General features: G+C 66.3%; 17 protein-coding genes. 7 read left to right on the top strand and 10 right to left on the bottom strand.

Annotated elements, in window-relative coordinates:
• Window positions 1-2: 2 nt before the first annotated feature.
• Window positions 3-884 (bottom strand): LysR family transcriptional regulator, encoded by an 882-nt coding sequence (locus HG262_RS03325; protein ID WP_169269685.1) that lies wholly within the window; start codon window positions 882-884, stop codon window positions 3-5.
• Between the two features lie 104 nt (window positions 885-988).
• Between HG262_RS03325 and HG262_RS03320 the strand changes: the two genes are divergently transcribed.
• Window positions 989-1,849, top strand: coding sequence for an oxaloacetate decarboxylase (locus tag HG262_RS03320; RefSeq protein ID WP_169269684.1), 861 nt, complete (start codon window positions 989-991; stop codon window positions 1,847-1,849).
• 24 nt (window positions 1,850-1,873) lie between these two features.
• On the opposite strand, the gene HG262_RS03315 is transcribed toward HG262_RS03320, so the two are convergent.
• The 3 genes from HG262_RS03315 to HG262_RS31120 all read right to left on the bottom strand — a co-directional run bounded on the left by HG262_RS03315 (window position 1,874) and on the right by HG262_RS31120 (window position 8,150).
• Window positions 1,874-4,765 (bottom strand): WG repeat-containing protein, encoded by a 2,892-nt coding sequence (locus HG262_RS03315; RefSeq protein ID WP_169269683.1) that lies wholly within the window; start codon window positions 4,763-4,765, stop codon window positions 1,874-1,876.
• A 2-nt stretch (window positions 4,766-4,767) separates the two neighbouring features.
• Window positions 4,768-7,872 carry a WG repeat-containing protein gene (locus tag HG262_RS03310; protein ID WP_169269682.1) on the bottom strand — a complete coding sequence of 1,035 codons (3,105 nt, stop codon included), beginning with the start codon at window positions 7,870-7,872 and terminating at the stop codon, window positions 4,768-4,770.
• A gap of 149 nt (window positions 7,873-8,021) precedes the next feature.
• Window positions 8,022-8,150, bottom strand: a complete 129-nt coding sequence (locus HG262_RS31120) for a hypothetical protein (protein ID WP_282436991.1) — start codon at window positions 8,148-8,150, stop codon at window positions 8,022-8,024.
• 99 nt (window positions 8,151-8,249) lie between these two features.
• Here HG262_RS31120 and HG262_RS03300 point away from each other — a divergent pair, with 99 nt between their 5' ends.
• On the top strand, window positions 8,250-9,653 hold the full coding sequence (locus HG262_RS03300) for a HAMP domain-containing sensor histidine kinase (protein WP_169269681.1): 1,404 nt from the start codon (window positions 8,250-8,252) through the stop codon (window positions 9,651-9,653).
• 85 nt (window positions 9,654-9,738) lie between these two features.
• Window positions 9,739-10,983: an MFS transporter gene (locus HG262_RS03295; RefSeq protein WP_169269680.1), complete on the top strand. Its 1,245-nt coding sequence runs from the start codon at window positions 9,739-9,741 to the stop codon at window positions 10,981-10,983.
• A 3-nt stretch (window positions 10,984-10,986) separates the two neighbouring features.
• Here the strand turns inward: HG262_RS03295 and HG262_RS03290 are convergent, their stop codons facing one another.
• A complete protein-coding gene (locus HG262_RS03290) occupies window positions 10,987-11,367 on the bottom strand; it encodes a cupin domain-containing protein (RefSeq protein WP_169269679.1) in 381 nt (126 codons plus the stop codon).
• Between the two features lie 86 nt (window positions 11,368-11,453).
• On the opposite strand from HG262_RS03290, the gene HG262_RS03285 reads away from it, so the two are divergent.
• The gene (locus HG262_RS03285) at window positions 11,454-11,693 is read left to right on the top strand and encodes a DUF3596 domain-containing protein (RefSeq protein ID WP_169269678.1); all 240 of its coding nucleotides are present in this window, start codon (window positions 11,454-11,456) and stop codon (window positions 11,691-11,693) included.
• Window positions 11,690-12,256 (top strand): ureidoglycolate lyase, encoded by a 567-nt coding sequence (locus HG262_RS03280; protein ID WP_169269677.1) that lies wholly within the window; start codon window positions 11,690-11,692, stop codon window positions 12,254-12,256. Before HG262_RS03285 ends, HG262_RS03280 begins: the two co-directional genes overlap by 4 nt.
• 47 nt (window positions 12,257-12,303) lie before the next feature.
• Here the strand turns inward: HG262_RS03280 and HG262_RS03275 are convergent, their stop codons facing one another.
• A complete protein-coding gene (locus HG262_RS03275; protein WP_169269676.1) occupies window positions 12,304-12,897 on the bottom strand; it encodes a hypothetical protein in 594 nt (197 codons plus the stop codon).
• 161 nt (window positions 12,898-13,058) lie between these two features.
• Between HG262_RS03275 and HG262_RS03270 the strand changes: the two genes are divergently transcribed.
• Window positions 13,059-14,531, top strand: a complete 1,473-nt coding sequence (locus HG262_RS03270; RefSeq protein ID WP_169269675.1) for a DUF1254 domain-containing protein — start codon at window positions 13,059-13,061, stop codon at window positions 14,529-14,531.
• A gap of 88 nt (window positions 14,532-14,619) precedes the next feature.
• Complete coding sequence (locus tag HG262_RS03265) at window positions 14,620-15,549, top strand: LysR family transcriptional regulator (RefSeq protein WP_169269674.1); 930 nt, start codon at window positions 14,620-14,622, stop codon at window positions 15,547-15,549.
• 4 nt (window positions 15,550-15,553) lie between these two features.
• Here HG262_RS03265 and HG262_RS03260 read toward each other — a convergent pair whose 3' ends face one another.
• From HG262_RS03260 to HG262_RS03245, 4 genes are all read right to left on the bottom strand, one after another.
• On the bottom strand, window positions 15,554-16,357 hold the full coding sequence (locus tag HG262_RS03260; protein ID WP_169269673.1) for an SDR family oxidoreductase: 804 nt from the start codon (window positions 16,355-16,357) through the stop codon (window positions 15,554-15,556).
• 25 nt (window positions 16,358-16,382) lie between these two features.
• Window positions 16,383-17,582, bottom strand: coding sequence for an ABC transporter substrate-binding protein (locus tag HG262_RS03255; protein WP_169269672.1), 1,200 nt, complete (start codon window positions 17,580-17,582; stop codon window positions 16,383-16,385).
• A gap of 44 nt (window positions 17,583-17,626) precedes the next feature.
• Window positions 17,627-18,562: a 3-keto-5-aminohexanoate cleavage protein gene (locus HG262_RS03250; RefSeq protein ID WP_169269671.1), complete on the bottom strand. Its 936-nt coding sequence runs from the start codon at window positions 18,560-18,562 to the stop codon at window positions 17,627-17,629.
• Window positions 18,563-18,774: 212 nt separating this feature from the next.
• Window positions 18,775-19,104, bottom strand: a complete 330-nt coding sequence (locus tag HG262_RS03245) for a YegP family protein (protein WP_169269670.1) — start codon at window positions 19,102-19,104, stop codon at window positions 18,775-18,777.
• Window positions 19,105-19,129 lie beyond the last annotated feature (25 nt).

The following is a 19,129-nucleotide window of genomic DNA, read 5'->3' as shown; positions in this document are numbered from 1 at the left end:
TGTCACGCCTTGCGCGCCAGGCGAAGCAGGTTCTCCACTTTGCCACCGGCCCTGTCTTGGCGTACGGCCAGGCCCAGAACGGCGCGCGGCCAGTCCAGCGCGAAAGGGCGGTAGACCACGCCGTCGGGGCGCAGGTGGCGCAACGACGCGGGCACCACCGCCACGCCCATGCCTGCCGCCACCAGGTTCACCGCCGATGACAACTGCGGCGCGCGTTGGCCAATCAGCGGATTCAGGCCGTGCTGCCGGCACGCCGCCATGATGTCGGCGCTGAGGCCGTACCCCGACTTGCGGGAATACAGGATGAAGCGCTCCTGCGTCAGGTCCCCGGGCGCCAGCCGTTTCTTCCTCGCCAGCGCGTGGCCCAGCGGCAAGGCCACCACCAGGGGTTCTTCCGCCAGCTGCGTGAACGTCAGGCCGCCATCCAGCGCGAAGGGCGGCCGCACGAAGGCGGCGTCGATGGTGCCTTCGCGCAACTGCGCCACCAGCGTCTCGCTATCGCCTTGCGACAGCGTCATCTCCACATCGGGATATTGCTGTCGGTACTGGCGGATCAGCTCGGTCACGACACCGTTGAACGACGCGGACTCGGTGAAACCCAGCGTCAGCTCTCCCACCTCGCCGCGCGCGGCGCGCTGCGCCGTCTGCACGGCCGCTTGCGCACGTTGCAGGATGTCTTGCGCGCAGGCGAGGAAGGCGCGGCCGGCGTCATTCAGCACGACCCCGCGTCCCGTCCGATCGAACAGCGGCGTGCCGACTTCGTGCTCCAGCTGACGGATCTGCTGGCTGAGCGGAGGCTGCGCCATGCCCAGCAGTTCCGCGGCACGCGTGAAGTGCTGGGCCTCGGCCGTCACGACGAAATAACGCAAATGACGCAGTTCCATTTTAATATCTAAAAAATACTAATTATCAATTTTCCATATATTGGACATTCTATTGCATCGGGCCGATGATGGACGCATCGACGACTCGCCATCAAGGAACCCACATGGACACCCGCATCAAACCCAGCACGCTATTGCGCCAGCATCTGGCCCAGGACATCGTCGTGGCGCCCGGCGCCTACGACGGCATGTCTGCCCGGCTGGTGGCTGCCGCGGGGTTCAACGCCGTCTACGCCAGCGGCGGCGCCATCGCGCGTGCGGCAGGCTATCCGGATATCGGCCTGCTGAGCTTCACCGAAGTGATGGACCGGGTCGAGAAGATCGTCGACGCCAGCGGGCTGCCGGTCGTGGCGGACGCGGACACCGGTTTCGGCGGGTCGGCCAACGTCGAGCGCACGGTGCGCATCATGGAGCGCGCGGGCGTGGCCGCCTTCCATATCGAAGACCAGTCCTTTCCCAAGCGCTGCGGCCATCTGGACGACAAGACCCTGGTAGACGCCGACGAGATGTGCCGCAAGGTGCACATCGCGCGCCAGACGCTTTCGGATGCCGACGCGCTGGTCATCGCGCGCACGGATGCCATCGCGGTCGAAGGTTTCGACGCCGCGATCGCGCGCGCTGAACGCTATGTGAAGGCGGGCGCAGACATGGTGTTCGTGGAGGCGCCCGAAACGCTGGAGCAGATCCGCGCCATCGCCGAGCGCCTGCCGGGATTGAAGCTCATCAACATGTTCTACGGCGGCAAGACCCCGCTGGTGCCGTTGCCCGAGCTGGCGGCGATGGGCTATCGCCTGGCCATCATCCCGTCGGACCTGCAGCGCGCCGCCATCCATGCCATGCAGGCCACGCTGGCCGCCATCCGGCAGACCGGCGACAGCAGCGCGCTAGCGGACCGCCTGACGAGCTTCAAGGAACGCGAAGCCATCGTGCAGACCCAACGCTATCTGGCGTTGGACGCGCAATAGGCGCCCAACGCCAAGACGCGGGCGCTAGCGGCGGCAGCGCGCCGGCAGGGACAGCGGCCACAGGCGCTGGCCGGCACTGCCGTACAGGGTACGCATGCCGCACACCATTTCGACGCGGGCGAGCGCATTGCCCGCGGGGTCGATGATCTTCGACAGGTCCATCGTGGACACGACGGCGCGCTGATCGGCGAATGGCGTGACGGCGCTGTAGGCGGTCGGGATGATGAACTTGCCCTGGCTGTCCACATAGCCGAAGTCGAGGTCGGTGCGGGCGGGCGCCAAGCCGTCGTGCATCGTGCCCAGCGCGTCGAATGCCGGTCCGCTCAACGTGCCCTTGGCGTCGACCGCGCGCACCGCGCGGGTGGACAGCAGCGTGACCGCGCGGCCCTCCGAGAACGCAGATGCCGTGCCTTCCACTTTCATCCGCGGCTTGCCGTCCAGCCCGGCGTAATCGGTCATGGTCTTGCCGTTCGCGACGTAATGCCGCAGCAGCAAGTCGGAGCCCTGGGGCCAGCGCCAATCGCCGTCCGGCAAGGTGGCGACGGTCTTGCCCGTGGCGTCGATCAGCCGCGAACCGGAGTCGTCGGCGGACAGTGCGCGCGCGGGCGTGCCATGGAAGACCGAACCGATGGAGGCCGAAGGGGCAATTTGCCACGCGCCCTGGGCGTTCAGATAGCCGTAGCGCACGGCACGGCGGATCTCCAGCCAGTCGCCGATGCGGGAGTAGGTGGCATCCTGCAGGTCCAGCGCGCTGCTGCCGTCGGCCGACACGATCCAACGGTTCTGTTCGCTGTCGGCCGAGATGGATCCGCCCTGTGCGGCAGAGATCTGCAGGTGGGGCTGGAACGACGTCAGTGCGCGGCCCTGGTCGTTGAACACCGCGGCGGCGCGTTCGTAGTCTTCCGCTTGCCCGCCCGCCTGCAGCACCTTCCACAGCTTGTCGTTGACGCGGGCGACGCCGTGATGCTTTGCCGGCACGATCCAGCGCCCCTGCAGATCGATCACGCCCACGCGGTCCGCGCCCATCGAGGCGACGGCCTGGCCGTTCTGGAAGTGCCCGATCTGGTGGAAAGCGGGCGCGGCCAGTTCCTTGCCAGCCACGAAATCGTACAGGCCCCATCGCGCATCTTCGCTGGCGCTTGTCAGGAACCGGACCACGCCGGGCGCGACGATGTCGGTCTGGAAGGCGTCGGGCAGGTCATAGGTCTTGCCGTCGCGGTCGATCATGCGGCTGACGCCGATGGCGTAGATCAGCGCATAGCCATGGCGGAATGTGCCGATATGCTGTTGCACCGGCAGCTTCAACGGCTGCCCCCGGGCGTCCAGCAGTTGCAGGCCGCGCGGGGTCTCGGCGGCGTAGCGCAATTGTTCCGGCTTCAGCGCGTCCGGGCCATCCTGGTACTCCGGATCGTCGCTGCGGTAGTCATCGGAGCCGTCCAGCGCGATCAGGTCCGTCCACGACGGATCGGTGACCATGCTGCCGTCGGCCAGCAACAGGCCGGCGCCTGTCGCGCCGCATTGGCAATGCCCTTGGCCCAGCATGCCCAGCGGCCCGCCCGCGAGGTTCAACGGCAGGGCCTTCAGTTCCATGCTTTGCGTCGCTTCCACCGCTTCGGGCTTGAGCAGCACGCGGCCATCGGCGTCCACCACGTTCAGCAGTCCGCCTTCCTGCTTCCTGATCCATAGCCTGCCCTGGTGCACCTCGATCTGTCCGGCCTGGGGCAGCCAGGCCGGCGCGGTGTCGCCGCTCAGCCAGGCGCCCTTGGGCGTGAGCACGCCGGCGGGCGCGCCCGACGAATCGGTGAACATCACGAAGCCTTCTTCGTCCCGGCTGGGGGCCAATGCGCCGCCCAGCTTGATCGGCGCGGGCTGCCCCGGCACCAGGGCCATGAGCGTTTCGCCGACGGGATAGACGATGGTGTCCTGAAATCGCTGGGATGCCTGGGCTTCGTCCGGCTTCATGGTCGTGACGACCGCGCCCGTCGCGTCCAGCACGGCATAGCCCTTGCGGCCGTCCAGCTCGGCGCTCCAGAACGCGCGGCCCACCGGCTGCAGGCTGTTGTAATGCTGGTCCGCGCCGGCCACCTTGCCGTCCAGGCCGATCAGCACGGCGCCCTCGCGACCGTAGGCGACGGCCGGCCGGCCGTCGCGCTGCGTCAGGATGTCTTCGTAGGTCGGTTCGACCACCCAGTTCCAGTCGCCGTCCACAACGCCATAGCGGTGTTCGTCGTTGGTGGCGATGTACAAGCCCTGGCCATAGGTCTGCGTGACGGTGATGCCGGGCTTGGCGAAACGGCGCTCGCCATTGACGCCGCGGTATTCCTGCTTGTATTGCACGGCGGCGCGCGCCGGCACGCCGTCGGCCAGGAACAGGTTCTGAATGCCGGCGTCCAGCGGTTCGCCCACCGGCTCGCCCTGGCGGTCGATCAATTGCTGGCGCCCGTCCAGCGTGGCCACCGCCAGGCCGATCTCGGCGTAGTCCTGGACGCTGTCATAACGCGGCGGCACGGCCATCCGGCCCCGCGTGTCGATAAAGCCCCATTTTCCCTGCCATTGGACGGCGGCCAGACCGTGGCGGAAATCGCGCACATCCTCGAACAGCGGGCGGATCGCCAGCCGGCCGTTCTGGTCCAGAAAGCCCCAGGCGTGGCGACGCAGCGACTGGTCCATGGGCACGCGGTTGATGTTCTCCAGGGCCGAGGGCAGCAGCACCGCGGCACGACCATCCGACAGCGCGCGGATGCAGCCGTTGCTGAAGGGACTGCTGCTGGTGATGTCGTCGGCGTAGGCATCGGTACGGTAGCTGCCTTCTTCCAGGCAATATTGATGGCCGCTTTGCGCATGCGCGGACAGGGATGCGCCCAGCGCGGCAATGGCGCAGGCGAGTCGGGTGGTGCGGATCACGCGTGACGTCATGGTTATTCTGCTTTGGCGTTGTCGAGGGCAGGGGGAGGCACTTGCGTGGCTTCGGGGCAGGTCAGCGCCTCGTGCGGCCACGTGAGGTTTTCCTCCGCGTCAAAGATCACCACTTTGTCGCACAGCACGCCGAACAGGGCGGCCATCTTGCCGCGGGTGTCGATGAATTCGACCAGCCCGTCGCGGCGGACCATCGCACGCCCGTCATGGAAATCGTCGGCCCACGTGAAGGCTGGCGCAATCGCGTAGCGCCCGCTCAAATCGATGAAGCCATACAACTTGCCGGTGCGCTCCAGGCGGCGTGCGCGTGCCAGGCCATCTTTCATCGGGCCCAGTTCGCTGAAGTGCGTGCCGACGACGCGCTTGCCGTCCGCGTTCACGAAGCCCGAGCGGCCGCTTTCGTCGCTGTAGGGCGCGACGCCTTCGCTGGCGCGGCTGTACTCCACGGAATAGCGTCCTGCGAAACGCGTGATTTCCCGGCCTTGCAGGTCGGTCATGATGGTGCTGGATTCCGACGCGTCGGTGAACAGCAGGCGCTGCATCGACGCCAGCGGGAAGCCGTCCCCGCGTTTTTCCAGCACCGTCTTGCCATGTTGGTCGATCACGCGGTAACCCGTACCCAGATTGACGCGCGCCAGGCCTTCGGGCTGCACGAAGAACGGATTGAATTCGCCATACAGCGCGGGAACGGCGAAATTGCCCCGGGCGTCGATCGCGCCTTCGCGTTCGTCGTTGCGCATGATGATCCAGTCGCCGTACTGGTCCCGGCTTTCCGGCTTGCCCTCCGAGAGGCGGGTGGCGCGGCCCTGCGCGTCGAACAGCACGGCGCTGCCGTCAGCCAGTTCACCGACATAGCGTCCGTCCTTGATCTTGTCGGGCTTGCCGTAGATCGTGTCGCTGGCCTTGCCGGTGCGAAGGTTGATCAGACGGTAGGGGCTCTGCGCGTAGCGGTTGGCGGTGTCCTTGGCGTCGGGGTCGTCCACCAGCGTGAAGCCGTTGCCCAGATACTCCATCTTGTAGGCGCTATCGTGCGTGGGACGCACGACCCACTGGCCTTCGCGGTTGACGATGCCCCAGTGGTCCTTGTCCTGGACGCGGGTCCAGTCGTCTTCGAATTCCTCGATGTGCTCGTAGACGGGTTTCAGCGCCGGCGCGGCCAGGCGGATGTTCCAGATGCCCCAGCGGCGCGCGCGGTTCTCGTCCGGCGCGCGGTAAAGCAGCAGGTCGCCGTCAAGGTGCGTGGCGTCGGCCGCGACGTCGGCGGGGATCGGCACTGTCTTGCCGCGCGCGTCGATCAGCAGGGCGTCGTCGCGGCTCATCCCCGGCGTGCGGGCCCAGGTGTAGGCGCCGCTGAATTTGCGTATGCCGCTGTACTTGGGCGGCACCGCCCAGTCGCCCTTGCCGTCGATGGCGCCGAACTTGCCGCCGGTCGTGCGTACGATCAGCGGCATCGTCGCGTCATAGGCGTCGATGGCATCCCATTCCGGGTTCGAGACCACGTTGCCTTCCGCCGTCAGGATCGACGGGGGCTGCTGATAGTCATCGGTTCGCAGCAGCGCCAGCGGCATGGCCGCCGCGGCCCCTCCACGCAGGGCTGCCTTGCCAGGCGAAAAGGCGGTGATCTGGTAGGCGCGCAATTGCGCGACGGCGTCCGCGTTCAGCAGCGGCTTGCCGTCCTGGGCGTAGACCTGGACCAGGACTTCGACCCCCGGCGCGGCCATGGATGTCGTCTGGCTGTCGTCGTCGATCTGGAGCGTGGAGATGGTCGCGTCCGCAGCGGCGGCGGTTGCGGCAACCGGTTCGGAAGCCGCCTGCGAGCTGTCCACGGCGGGCGCGGGCGTCGCGACGTCCGTCATGACGGTCGCGGCGGTATCGGCGGCCGCGGATATGGCGGCGTCCTCGGCGGGGCCGGCTTCGACGGCGATGCCCGCCGCGTCGGCGGCCTCGGCAGCCTCGGCTTCGCCCGGGACGTCTTCCTTCGCGGCATCCGCCAGACCGGTCGCGCGGGCGGCGTCATCCGCCGCACCAGCCGCTGCTGACGACGCCGGCACGCCGTAAACCCAGGCACGCCCTTGATTGATCTCGACACGGCCATTGCCCAGCGCCAGCTGCTCGAGCGTGCCGGCGGGACTGATCAGCAGCGTCATCGAGACATCGGGCAGGTAGCGCCAGCCCTCGCGCTCCTGAAAGCCTACGTAAGGATTCGAGAAGGTGTGCACGGTCTGGAGCTTGGCGTCCAGCAACGACGGCTTGCCGTTTTCGGGCGTGACCAGCCACAGGCCGTCAGCCACCCGATCCACGCGTTGGTAGCGCGTCTGCGACAAGGCCGTGCCGCGCGGATCCACGAATTCCCATTTTTCGTCGCGGCGCACGGCCAGCACGCCGCCATCGCGGATCGGCGCCGCTTGCGAGCGCAGCACGTCCGGCGGCACGGCCCAGCGGCCGTTGTCATCCAGCAGGCCCCACCAGCCGTTGTAGCGGGATTCACGCAATTGGGCGGGCAGATAGCCGTCCGTGGGGGCGGCCAGCGTCATCACGCCCGCCGGCAGGGTGGCGGCCTTGCCCGTTGCAATATTGAACAGGCGCGGCGGCGTGGGCACTTCGATCGACGCGAGTTTCTGCCCTGGCTGGAAACCCCAGGTGCGCGTGCCCAGTTCGAACGTCTTGATGGCCTTGCCCTGGCGATTGATCAGTACGTCGCGTTCGTCTTCTTCGACCAGGGCCGTGCCTTCAGCATTGAAGCCCGACGCGCTGCCGAAGCGGGGCTTGATGACCCACTGGCCCTTGGTGTCGATATAGCCCCACCGGCCGTCCTGGCTGACCGCGGCCAGGCCGTTCTGAAACGGCGAGGCCTCGGTGTAGGCCGGGGCGATGGCCATGCGGCCTTGCTTGTCGATGTAGCCCCAGGCGCCTGCGCCGTCGTCGCGCGATCCGGTCAGCACGGCGGCCAGGCCTTCACTGTAGGCCTGATGGCAGTACGTGTCGGAGCCTTGGCCGTAGTAGCTGGTGGTGCACCGGTCGATCCACGAATCGGCTTGCGCCGCGTCGGGCAGGCTGGGCAGGGCAAGCGCCAACGCCAGCGTCAGGGGCTTGATCGCGGCCCTCATTGCACGAGGGCGCGGGAGGGGGCCGCGGGGAGGAATGCGCCAAGCCGGACGTGCCACATGTCAGGTGCCTGTCAAAAATGGGGAAGGCAGCACTGTAACCAGCAGTAGCAGTCAATGAAACGACAAATGTAACGATAAAGCAGGAAACGTTAATGCGCCGCCAGCAGCGCCAGCACCTGTTCGCCGGTGGCGGCCTCGTCCACGGCGCCGATGGGGGCCTCAACGCCTGCAAGCAGCATCCTCAAGCCCTCGCGCATGATGCCGTGGTCGTCGGCCAAGCAGGATGCGCAGCGGGGCAGGCTTGGGGATGAAGCTACTCGGGAAGGGGGCAGTATTTGTGTCAAAATGATGCTTCATTATAGGGACTCATCAGGCGCATGATCGCCCCAGCCGCGCTCTCCCCGCCCTCTGCGCTTTCCTCCCAGGACGCCGGCACGTCCCATCGGGCCGAATTGGCCCGCCTGCTTTACCGGCAGTCCTACGGCGTGCTGTTCGCCAACTTCGCCATCGTCATCCCCGTCGCCTACGTGATGCGCGCCAGCGTGCCCGTCTGGCTGCTGGCCGCCTGGGCTGCCGCGTTGTACCTGCTGACGGCGTTGCGGGTGGTCGTGAACCGCCGTTTCCTGCGGCGCCAGATCGCGGCAACGGACGTGCAGGGCTGGGTCTCGGCGTTTTGTGTGCTGTCGTGGTTGTCCGGCGTGCTATGGGGCCTGGCTGGCCTGGCGGCGGTGCTGTCGAACGATGACATGATGCTGGCGTTCGGCTGCGTGATGCTGGCCGGCATGTGCAGCGGTGCGGTGCCGTCGCTATCGGCCTACCCGCCCGCCTACGCGGGTTCGGCGCTGGGCATGCTGGCGCCGTTCACCGTGGCCTGCCTGATCCAGGCAGACACGCTGCATCTGGTGTATGCCGCATTCGCGTTCTGCCTGCTGGGCGTGAACATGTATTTCAGCGCCATCACCTACCGCAGCCTGAAGACCACCGTGTCGCTGCGGTTCGAGAACCTGGGCCTGATCGGCGACCTGCAGCGTGAACGCGACCGCGTGGCGGCCGCCGACCAGGCCAAGACGCGTTTCCTGGCAGCCGCCGGCCATGACCTGCGCCAACCCGTGCATGCGCTGGGCCTGTTCACCGACATCCTTGCCAGCCGTGCCCAGCAGGGCGACGCCACGCCGCAGGACGTGCTGCACGTCGCGCAGCGCCAGCAAACCGTTCTGGCCAGCCTGAACCGGCTGCTGGACGGCTTGCTGGACGTGTCCCGCATGGACGCGCACCTGCTGCGCATCGAACGCCGCCCCGTCAGCCTGGACGCGCTGTTCGACGAGATGCGGCAGGATTTCGAACCCCAGGCGCAGGCGCAAGGCTTGCGTCTGTCCGTGCTGCCCACGCATCTGGTGCTGGAGACCGATCCCACCTTGTTGCGCCGCATCCTGCATAACCTGCTGAGCAACGCGATGTCGTATACGCCCCGGGGCGGCGTGCTGCTGTGCGCCCGCCCGCGGCAGGGGGGCGCGCTGATCCAGGTGTGGGACACGGGCGTCGGCATCGCACCCGACGCGCAAGACGCCGTCTTCAATGAATTCACGCGGGTCGGCAACACGCCGGCGGGGCAGGGCCTGGGCCTGGGGTTAGGGCTGGCCATCGTGCGGCGGCTGACCGGGTTGCTGGGCTTTGAGATCCGGCTACGGTCCACGCCGGGCAAAGGCTCGGTGTTTTCGGTCCATGCGCCCGCGCAGGTGGGGGGTCACATTCCCCCGGCGCATGCAGCGAACAAAAAATAATCGGTTGAAGTCCGGGCCCGGCCCTTCTGTAATGGACGCCAGGCGCCATTGAATCCCGGGCGCAGCGCCAGACAGGAGCTTCGCCATGCCGTCCCCGCTTGCCAAGTCTTACCCGGAGGCCTCGCGGCTATGGCTGCTGGTGCTTGCCGGCGGCATCGTCATGGGCCTGGCCCTGGGCGTGCGCCACGTGCAGGGGCTGTTTCTGCTCCCGGTTTCGATGGACCGGGGCTGGAGCCGCGAAACCTTCGCCATGGCGATGGCCGTGCAGAACCTGACCTGGGGCGTCGCCCAGCCCTTCACCGGCATGATCGCCGACCGGTACGGGTCGGCCAAGGTCATTGGCGGGGGGCTGGTGTGCTACGTGCTGGGACTGGTCGGCATGGCGTACGCGGCGACGCCTGCCGCCTTCCTGTTGACGGCGGGCGTGTGCATCGGCATCGCGCTATCCGGCACCGCGTTCGCCGCCATCTTCGGCGCGCTGAGCCGGCTGGTGCCGCCCGAACGCCGGGGCTGGGCGCTTGGCGTGGCGGGCGCCGTGGGCGGGCTGGGCCAGTTCATCATGGTGCCAGCCGCGCAATCGCTAATCGGGGGTTGGGGGTGGGTCAGCGCCTTGCTGGTGTTCGCGGTGCTGCTCGCCATCGTGCTGCCATTGGCCCGGCCCTTGCGCGAACCGGCCCGCGCCGCGCACGAGCCGGACGCGCCGGATGCCGATCTGTCCATGCGCGCATCCATCCGCGAAGCGTTCGCCCAGCCTGGATTCTGGTTGTTGAACCTGGGATTCCTGGCTTGCGGCTTCCAGTTGGCGTTCATCGGCACGCATTTGCCCGCGTATCTGATGGACAAGGGTCTGCGCGCGTCCGACGCGGTAGGGGCGCTGGCGATCATCGCGCTGACCAACGTAATGGGAACGTACGTCTGCGGCATCCTGGGCGCGCGCCATCGCCGCAAGTACCTGCTGGCCGGCATCTATCTGGTGCGCACCGCGGCCATCGCGCTGTTCGTGTTGCTGCCGCTATCCACTTGGACCGTCTATGCCTTCGCGGCCGTCATGGGCTTCATCTGGCTGGGCACGGTGCCCCTGACCAACGGGTTGATCGCGCAGGTATTCGGTGTGCGCTACCTCACCACGCTGTTCGGCTTCGTGTTTTTCGGACATCAGCTGGGTTCGTTCCTGGGCGTGTGGCTGGGTGGCATCGTGTTCGAGGCCACCCGGTCCTATGACCTGATCTGGCTGGTCGCGATGGCGCTGGGCGTCTTGTCGGCCATGCTGCACTGGCCCATAGACGACCGCGAAATCACGCGTGCGCGGACCGCCGGCGCGCCCGGTTGACCGCTACAGCGGCCGATGCTGCGTGCCTGCGCCCATGGTGATGTGCAGCATGCGACAGGGCTCGATCACCTTCACCGTGTGCCAGGCGCCTTTCGGGATCACGTAGGCGTCGCCGCCCAGCATTTTCACCGCCTGGATGCCCGTCGGCCATTCCAGATGCAGTTCGGCCGCGCCCGACATCAGGCGCACGACCTCGTCCGCTTCAGGGTGCATCTCCCATTGCGGCCAGTCGGCGGCGAAGGTGTATTCCGACACCAGCCAGCCGCGGCCGTAGCGGTCCAGTTCTTCGGGGGGCTGGGACCAGAACGCCTTCCCGCCGTTGACGGTGGAAGCCGCGCCGGAGGCGTCCAGCAAGACATAGTGCGACGACAGATCGGTAGCCATGTTGCGCATCCTTTTGTGGGTGGGCGTGCCGCCATAGTAACGAAGCGATATCATGTCGCCCATCAGCAACCACAACGGGAACGGCGATGAGCCAGGGGTTCGATGGGGTCAGGCCCGCGTCCGAATCGTCCATCGAGATCGGCTTCTTCCATGACGGCAGGCACTGCGTTGAACGCATCCGCGTCAAGCCCACCGCCGCCAACCTGAAACGCGCCGCCGATCGCCGGTTGGCCATCCTGGAGGCCATCGCGCGCGGCGATTTCGATTACGACGCCGAATTCCCCAAACGCAGCGCGCTTCCGAAGCCATCACAGGGTTCCGCATGACAAGCAACTCGCAATTGGTCGTCAATGACCTGACGCCGCAGGCCTTTTCGGGTTATGGCTGGATGCTGGGCAAGCCCATGCCCGACGGCAATGGCGTGCCGCTGTTTTCCAATCCGGCCACGGATTTTTGGCAGGAGCACGTGTTCAACACGGGGGCGGGCGGCGACGCCGAACTGCTTTGGGTCAACTACCGCAGCCCGTCCGTGGAAATCGCCAACCTGGAAAAGCATCTGCTGACGCAACAGGCCATCGTGCCGCTGACGGGCCAGATCATCCAGGTGGTGGCCAAAAGCGCTGCCGACGGCAGCCCGGACCTGGCGACGCTTGCCGCCTTTCGCGTGCCGCAAGGGCAAGGCATCTGCATGCGGCCGGGTTGCTGGCATGCGACCCGCGTCGTCGCAGAGGAAGTCACCTGCCTGATGCTGACGCGGCGGTCCACCACGGTGGACCTGATCCAGCATCTGACCACCGATGCGCGTGCCACGGAAAGCGCCATTGTGGAGATTCCGCTGCAGCGTCTGGAAAGCCCGGGTGAATGGGGGCAGCAAGCTGCCGAACCGTAAGCGCGATGGTGGCCGCGGCGAAATCCGCCACCGTCATTCCACCGCGTTCATTCCGCTTCGCTGCACGCTACGCCCAGGCGCTTGAACAGTGGCCATTTGTTGCGGTAGCCGTCCGTCCAGCACATGGCGGTAAACGCCGCCAGCGGTTCATCCACTGCCTGCACCGCGATCTCTGCCGCCGCCGCATCGTCCTTGGGGCAGAAGGGCTGGCCTGGCGTCGGGTATAGCGCGCCTTCCCACACGGCGCTGCCGCAATGTTCGCAGAAGTTCGTCCATTCGCCATTGCGGTCGGGGTTCTGCCGCACGGTGGGGGCCAGTGCGTGCAAGGTGCGCACGACCGGCGCCGACAGGATTCCGACTTGCGACAGCAGCGCCGGCCCCTCGATGCGCTGCCATTGCGCCGGGCTGAACAGCCATTCGTGGAAGGCGCCGGCGTCTAGCCCGGTGCTGTCACCGTCCTCATCCCGCTCAATGTCGCCTTCCGTGCTTTCGTGGTCGGGCGGTACCGCCAGCGCGAACACGGGCGTAGATGCTCCGCAGTGGGCGCAGCGGTGCGAGGCCTGCAGCACGTAGTACGACGATGCTCGCAGATTTGCGCCCGATTCGTTCTCGTCGTCCGTATTTCCATTCCGCGTGTCCATGCCTGTTATGTTGCTCCTGTGCGAATGGGTGCTGAACTTGCCGCACCGGTTCTTTTTGATCACCGGGAAATATGCCAGAATCACTTCCGGATTTCCTGCTTAGCCCGCGACGCTGCCGCCATCAGGGCGTTGCCAACATCACCCATGTGTTGGAGCCAACCATGCGCGACCGCCAGAGTAGCACTGGATTTTCCACCGTCCTGCGCGGCAAGCCGGCGCGATGGTGCATCGCGGCGCTGCTGGCGGGCGGCCTGGCCGGCTGCAGCTTCACATCGCCAGACGAGGCGACGGGGTCGCAATCGGTGGGCATCCACGGTGTCACCGGGCAGCAGGCGCGCAGCATCGCCCGCGAGGCCTATCTGTACGGCACGCCCATGGTTGCCAGCTACCAGGCCATGTACGCGTTCAGCATCGACAAGAGCAACCCGCAGTACAAGGGGCCACCCAACACGGTCACCCACATCGCTCGCGCCTTCACGCCCGAAGACACCGCATTCCTCACCCCCAACGCCGACACGCCGTATTCCTTCGCCATCCTGGACTTGCGCGCCGAACCCGTCGTCATTTCCGTGCCTCCCATGGAAAAGCGCCGTTACTTCGTCCTGCAATTGATGGACCTGTACACGTATAACTTCGCCTATATCGGCAGCCGCACCACAGGCAACGGCGGCGGCAACTACCTGATCGCCGGCCCGCGATGGAAGGGCAGCGTGCCCAAGGGCATCACCAAGGTGATCAAGTCGGAAACCGAACTGGTCAACATGGTGGGCCGCACCCAGCTGTTCAACGCCTCGGACCTTGAAAACGTCAAGCGCATCCAGGCACGCTACAAGATCCAGCCCCTGTCGGCCTTCGCCAAGCGTCCTGCGCCGCCCGCGCCGCCAGCGGTGGACTGGATTGCGCCGGTGCCGGCAGGGGAAATGCGCTCGTCGCTGGAGTTCTACAACCAGCTAGCATTCCTGCTGCAATTTGCGCCCACCCACCCGACCGAGAAATGGCTGCGCGACCGTTTCGCCAGCATCGGCTTGAAACCGGGGCAGCCCTTCAAGACCGAGGGCATGAACCCCGCGTTGCGACGCGCGTTGCAGGAAGGCATGCACACGGCGCAGAACGACATCGACAAGAACCGCGCGGCGCTGGCCGGCAAGACCGACACGCTATTCGGCGACCGTAATACGCTGAAGAACGACTATCTGTCGCGCGCCACCGGCACGCAGGTCGGCATTGGCACCAACAGCCGCGAGGAAGCGCTGTATCCGGTGCTGGAAAAGGACAGCCGCGGCCAGGAGCTGGACGGTAAATACGCCTACACGCTGCGCTTCGCGCCGCGCAGCCTGCCGCCCGTCAACGCCTTCTGGTCCATGACCATGTACCGGCTGCCCGAGCAGTTGCTGGCGCCTAACCCCATCAATCGCTACCTGATCAATTCGTCCATGCTGCCGTCTTTGAAGAAGGACGCGGACGGCGGGCTGACGCTCTACATCCAGGCGAAATCCCCTGGCAAGGGCAAGGAATCCAACTGGCTGCCCGCGCCGGAAGGCCCATTCATGGTGACGATGCGGTACTACTGGCCGAAGCCGGCCATGCTGGAAGGCAAGTGGGAGTCGCCGGAAATACAGCGCGTGGCGCAATAGGCACATCCGCGCGCAGGGCCTAGAATCAGGCTCCGGAGAGCGACTGGCGCAAAGCCGGCCGCTTCTTCCATGGAGAGGGCTCAGGGGCATGAAGCGCAACTTCAACATCCACGATCTGCGGATCTTCTATACGGTCGTCATGACCGGATCGACGCGCCAGGCGGCGCAGGTGATGAACCTGACGCAGCCGGCGATCAGCCACGGGGTGTCGCGCCTGGAAAGCGCTACGGGCGTGCAGCTGTTCGACCGTTCGCACAAGACCCTGCGGCCCACCGAGGCAGGCCAGTACCTGTACACCGAAGCCAAGTTCGTGCTGGACGAACTGGTGCGCATCGACGAAGCCCTGCACAGCATCGAGCAGTTCGGCGGCCGTGGCTTGCGCATCGCGTCGTCGCCGGCGCTGGCGCTCTGCTATGCGCCCGAAGCGGTAAAGCGCTACCTGGACGAGCACGGGACGCGGCCGTTTTCGGTCGACGTGGAATCGTCAGTGCAACTGATCAGCGCGGTAGAGACCATGCGCGCGGATTTCGGCCTGGGCGCGGTCGGGGGCGATAGCCCGCGCCTGAACTTCACGCCATTCCTGCGCACCGACGTCATGGCCATCGCCCATCGCGACCATCCGCTGGCCGGGCGCGGCGTGGTGGCGGTGGCGGATATCGCGCCTGACACGTTCGTCAAGCCGCTATGGTCCGACTACGTGGTGGCGCAAGGCGACACCGGCGATTCGACGCAGTTGGAATTCGGCATGCAGGCGCACATGACGCTGGTGCCGGGCACCGTCCGGGCCGTGAAGGGCATCAGCCTGGTCAACGCGCTTTCGGCATCCGACATCGCGTCTGTCTACCCCGACCTGGTGGCGCTGCCGCTGGCGTCGCGACAGTGGTTCGAGTTCGTGCTGATCACCCGCAAGGATGGGCAGAACCAGGAGCTGACCGAGCGGCTCCTGGGGGCGCTGCATGCCACGGCCCAGGCGCGCCGCACGGGTGTCTATGCGGACACGATCCAGCTGATCGGCTAGCGCATCAGTCGGCTGGCGGTTGCCATGGCAAGGACTGCAGGTCGCCGTCGATGCTGATGGCCTGCCCGCTGATCATTGCACCGTAAGGGCTGGCCAGGAACAGCGCCATGTTTGCAATGTCGGCGGCGCGCACGAACTGGTGCAGGCTGACGCCGGCCAGCTCCAGCTTGGTTTCCTCTTCCACCGTCAGCCCCATGTTGCGGGCGCGGGCGGCGATCACGCGGTCGATGCGCGGGCCCGCCACCAGCCCCGGCAGCAGGGCGTTCACGCGGATGCCATATCCGCCCAGCTCCACCGCCAGCGACCGTGTCAGCCCGACCACGCCCCATTTGGTCGCGGTATACGGCGTGCGCATCGGGATGCCCATGCGGCCGGCTACCGAACTGATGTTGATAATGGTGCCGCCGCCCGCCTGGCGTAGCGCGGGCACCGCGTGGCGCACGGTATGGAATTGCGAGGCCAGGTTGATGTCCAGCGTGGCGCTCAGGTCGTCGGGCTGGATATCGGTAATGCTGGCCGTGGGGCCGGCGATGCCGGCGTTGTTCACCAGCACGTCCAGCCCGCCCAGATGCGCCAGCGCGGTCTCCATGTAGCGGTCGATGTCTTCGCGGCGGCTGACGTCGGCGTGGTCGCAGGCGTGGCGGCTGGCCGCCAGGGCGGCCTTGTCCACGTCGCACAGGTGGACGCGGGCACCGCGGTCGGCGAAGGCGTCGGCCAGGGCCGCGCCGATGCCCGCCGCACCGGCGGTGATGATGACGCGGCGGCCGCTCAGGTCCACCGGCAGGGCGGTAAGGTCTTGCTGGTTCATGAGGTTTTCCCGGGATGCGATTGGATCAGGGTTTCATCAGGCGGCAGGTGGACGCCTGCGGCGACGTGTAGATCTGGTCGCCGGGAATCTGCGCGATCAGCTTGTAGTAGTCCCACGGACCCTTGGATTCAGACGGCTTCTTCACCTGCATCAGGTACATGTCGTGCACCATCAGGCCATCGGCGCGGATGTGGGCGTCCTTGGCGAAGAAGTCGTTCACGGGGTTGGCTTTCAGCCATTTCATGATCGTGTCGCCATCGGTGGTGCCGGTGGCCTGCACCGCCTTCAGGTAGGTGGTCGTCACGGAGTAGTCGCCCGCCTGCAGCATGGATGGCTTCTTCTTCATGCGTTCTTCAAAGCGCGCGGCCCATTTGCGCGACGCGTCGTCCTGGTCCCAGTACCACGCCGTGGTCAGGTACATGTCTTGCGCCGCGGCCAGGCCCAACGCGTGGATATCGGTGATCAGCACCAGCAGGCCGGCGATCTTCATCCTGGGCGTCAGGCCGAATTCCGCCGCAGCCTTGACTGCGTTGCTGGTGTCGTTGGCCGAATTGGCCAGCCCCAGCACGGTCGCGCCGGATGCCTGCGCCTGCAGGATGAACGACGAGAAATCCGCCGAGTTCAACGGGTGCCGCACGCGGCCCTTCACCTGGCCGCCATCGGCCTGCACGACTGCCGACGCATCGCGCTCCAGCGCGTGGCCGAAGGCGTGGTCCACCGTCAGGAAGAACCAGTCCTTGTTGCCTTCCTTCAGCATCGCGCGGGCCGTGCCGCGCGACAGCGACACCGTGTCGTAAACGTAATGCACCGTGTAGGGCGTGCATTGTGCATTGGTCAGTTCTGACGCGCCGGCGCTGACCACGAAGAACGGCGTCTTCTTCTCTTCGGCCACCTTCGCCATCGCAAGCGCGGCCGCGGAGTTGGCGCCAGCGATCAGCATGTCGACGCCTTTCTGGTCCAGCCATTCCCGGGCGCGGGACGAGGCGATGTCGGCGCGGTTCTGGTGGTCGGCCACCAGCACTTCGATCTTCTTGCCCGCCACGGCGCCGCCCATGTCGGCCACCGCCATCTTGATGGCCTCGGCGCCTCCGGGGCCATCGGCATCCGCCGACAGGCCCGACATGTCGGTGATGAAACCGATGCGGATCACGCCGTCATCGGCGCTGGCGGCGCCACCCAGGCTCAGCAATGCGGCGGCCACGGCCGCGTTCAAGGTCTTCTTCATGATGTGTCTCCCCGCGAGGGTTTTGGTGTGGTTCCGGCACCGCGTCAGAACGCGACGTTGTCCCGGCCTTTCAGTTGCAGGATCTCGCGCGCGTCGTCCGGCGTGGCGATGGTCAGCGACAGGTCTTCAAGAATGCGGCGGATGCGCCGCACCTGATCCGCGTTTGAATGCGCCAGTTCGCCCGGCCCGTCCCACAACGAATCCTCCAGGCCCACGCGCACATAGCCGCCCATCGTCGCGGCTTGAGTGGCCAGCGGCGTCTGTTTGCGTCCGGCGGCCAGCACCGACCACCGGTAGTCGTCGCCGAACAGGCGGTCGGCCGTGCGGCGCATCATCATCACGTCTTCGGGGTGCGTGCCGATGCCGCCGCGGATGCCGAAGACGGACTGGATCAGGAAGGGCGGCTTCAGCAGGCCCTTGTCCACGAAGTGCGCCGCCGTGTACAGGTGGCCGATGTCGTAGCACTCGATCTCGAAGCGGGTGCCGTTGTCGCTGCAAGCCGTCAGGATGTGCTCGATGTCCTTGAACGTGTTCTTGAAGATCAGGTCGTTGCTGCCTTCCAGATACGGGCGTTCCCAGTCGTGCTTGAATTCCTTGAAGCGTTCCAGCAATTCATACATGCCGAAGTTCATCGACCCCATGTTCAACGACGCCACTTCGGGCTTGAACGTGGTGGCGGGCAGCATGCGTTCGCTGACCGGCAGCACGGGCGAACCGCCGGTGGTGATGTTGATGACCACATCGCTGGCGGCCTTGATGCGCGGCAGGAACTGCGCGTACAGCGCAGGGTCCTGGGTGGGCCTGCCGGTCTGGGGATCACGTGCATGCAGATGCACGATTGCCGCGCCGGCCTCGGCCGCCTCCAGCGCCGACTGCGCGATCTGGTCGGGCGTCACCGGCAGGTACGGCGACATCGACGGCGTGTGCACCGAGCCGGTAATGGCGCAGGTGATGATCACATTGTTTTTGCGTTTCTTCATGGGCCTTGGACGATTCGTGTTTTCTTATGGGCCCCGGCTGTCTCCTCCGGGTGCGGCCCATTCTGTCGCACGGTCCTGGCCTTGTCACCTGAACAGAAATTATCAACTGATAGGCTTTACGGTGCTGCGGCGCAACGTGAGCGTCAGGCGTTGTCGCCGCCCGATAGAAAGCCGCCGCCCATGGCGGGCGGCGGCCGTGATCGAAAACGCCGTCAGGTCTGGTCTTTGGTCGGCGACTTGGGGCCGTTCGTCTTGACGGACTCGATGCCTTTGTCCCGCGCCTGGGCCGTCGAATACATTTCGCTGCGCCCGACTGATTCGCCGTTCGCCGCCACCAGCGTGAAGTAGTGCGAGCCGTCTTTCGCCGTCTTGCGCATGTAGCGCGCCTCGTCGGACGAATATTTCTGCACCGCGGCAATGCCGCCTTCGGCCGAGGCCTTGGTCGTGTATGGCTCGCTGGTCAGGATCACCTCGTGATTACCCGCGTGCAGATTGAACATGAACTGCGTCCCGCTGCGCTTCAGTACAAAGTAACCGCTCATCGTCGTCTCCGTTCTTGTTGAAGGG

Source organism: Achromobacter sp. Bel (assembly GCF_012928505.1).
GTDB lineage: Bacteria > Pseudomonadota > Gammaproteobacteria > Burkholderiales > Burkholderiaceae_B > Achromobacter.
Note: the sequence above shows the minus strand (reverse complement) of the source record. Positions and strands in the feature narration are given on the sequence as shown.

Coding starts and splice junctions, on each gene's coding strand:
- HG262_RS03320 (WP_169269684.1), top strand. CDS start 989: ATGGACACCCGCATCAAACCCAGCACGCTATTGCGCCAGCATCTGGCC.
- HG262_RS03300 (WP_169269681.1), top strand. CDS start 8,250: ATGATCGCCCCAGCCGCGCTCTCCCCGCCCTCTGCGCTTTCCTCCCAG.
- HG262_RS03310 (WP_169269682.1), bottom strand. CDS start 7,872: ATGAGGGCCGCGATCAAGCCCCTGACGCTGGCGTTGGCGCTTGCCCTG.
- HG262_RS03250 (WP_169269671.1), bottom strand. CDS start 18,562: ATGAAGAAACGCAAAAACAATGTGATCATCACCTGCGCCATTACCGGC.
- HG262_RS03295 (WP_169269680.1), top strand. CDS start 9,739: ATGCCGTCCCCGCTTGCCAAGTCTTACCCGGAGGCCTCGCGGCTATGG.
- HG262_RS03260 (WP_169269673.1), bottom strand. CDS start 16,357: ATGAACCAGCAAGACCTTACCGCCCTGCCGGTGGACCTGAGCGGCCGC.
- HG262_RS03315 (WP_169269683.1), bottom strand. CDS start 4,765: ATGACGTCACGCGTGATCCGCACCACCCGACTCGCCTGCGCCATTGCC.
- HG262_RS03245 (WP_169269670.1), bottom strand. CDS start 19,104: ATGAGCGGTTACTTTGTACTGAAGCGCAGCGGGACGCAGTTCATGTTC.
- HG262_RS03265 (WP_169269674.1), top strand. CDS start 14,620: ATGAAGCGCAACTTCAACATCCACGATCTGCGGATCTTCTATACGGTC.
- HG262_RS03270 (WP_169269675.1), top strand. CDS start 13,059: ATGCGCGACCGCCAGAGTAGCACTGGATTTTCCACCGTCCTGCGCGGC.
- HG262_RS03285 (WP_169269678.1), top strand. CDS start 11,454: ATGAGCCAGGGGTTCGATGGGGTCAGGCCCGCGTCCGAATCGTCCATC.
- HG262_RS03255 (WP_169269672.1), bottom strand. CDS start 17,582: ATGAAGAAGACCTTGAACGCGGCCGTGGCCGCCGCATTGCTGAGCCTG.
- HG262_RS03280 (WP_169269677.1), top strand. CDS start 11,690: ATGACAAGCAACTCGCAATTGGTCGTCAATGACCTGACGCCGCAGGCC.
- HG262_RS03290 (WP_169269679.1), bottom strand. CDS start 11,367: ATGGCTACCGATCTGTCGTCGCACTATGTCTTGCTGGACGCCTCCGGC.
- HG262_RS03275 (WP_169269676.1), bottom strand. CDS start 12,897: ATGGACACGCGGAATGGAAATACGGACGACGAGAACGAATCGGGCGCA.
- HG262_RS03325 (WP_169269685.1), bottom strand. CDS start 884: ATGGAACTGCGTCATTTGCGTTATTTCGTCGTGACGGCCGAGGCCCAG.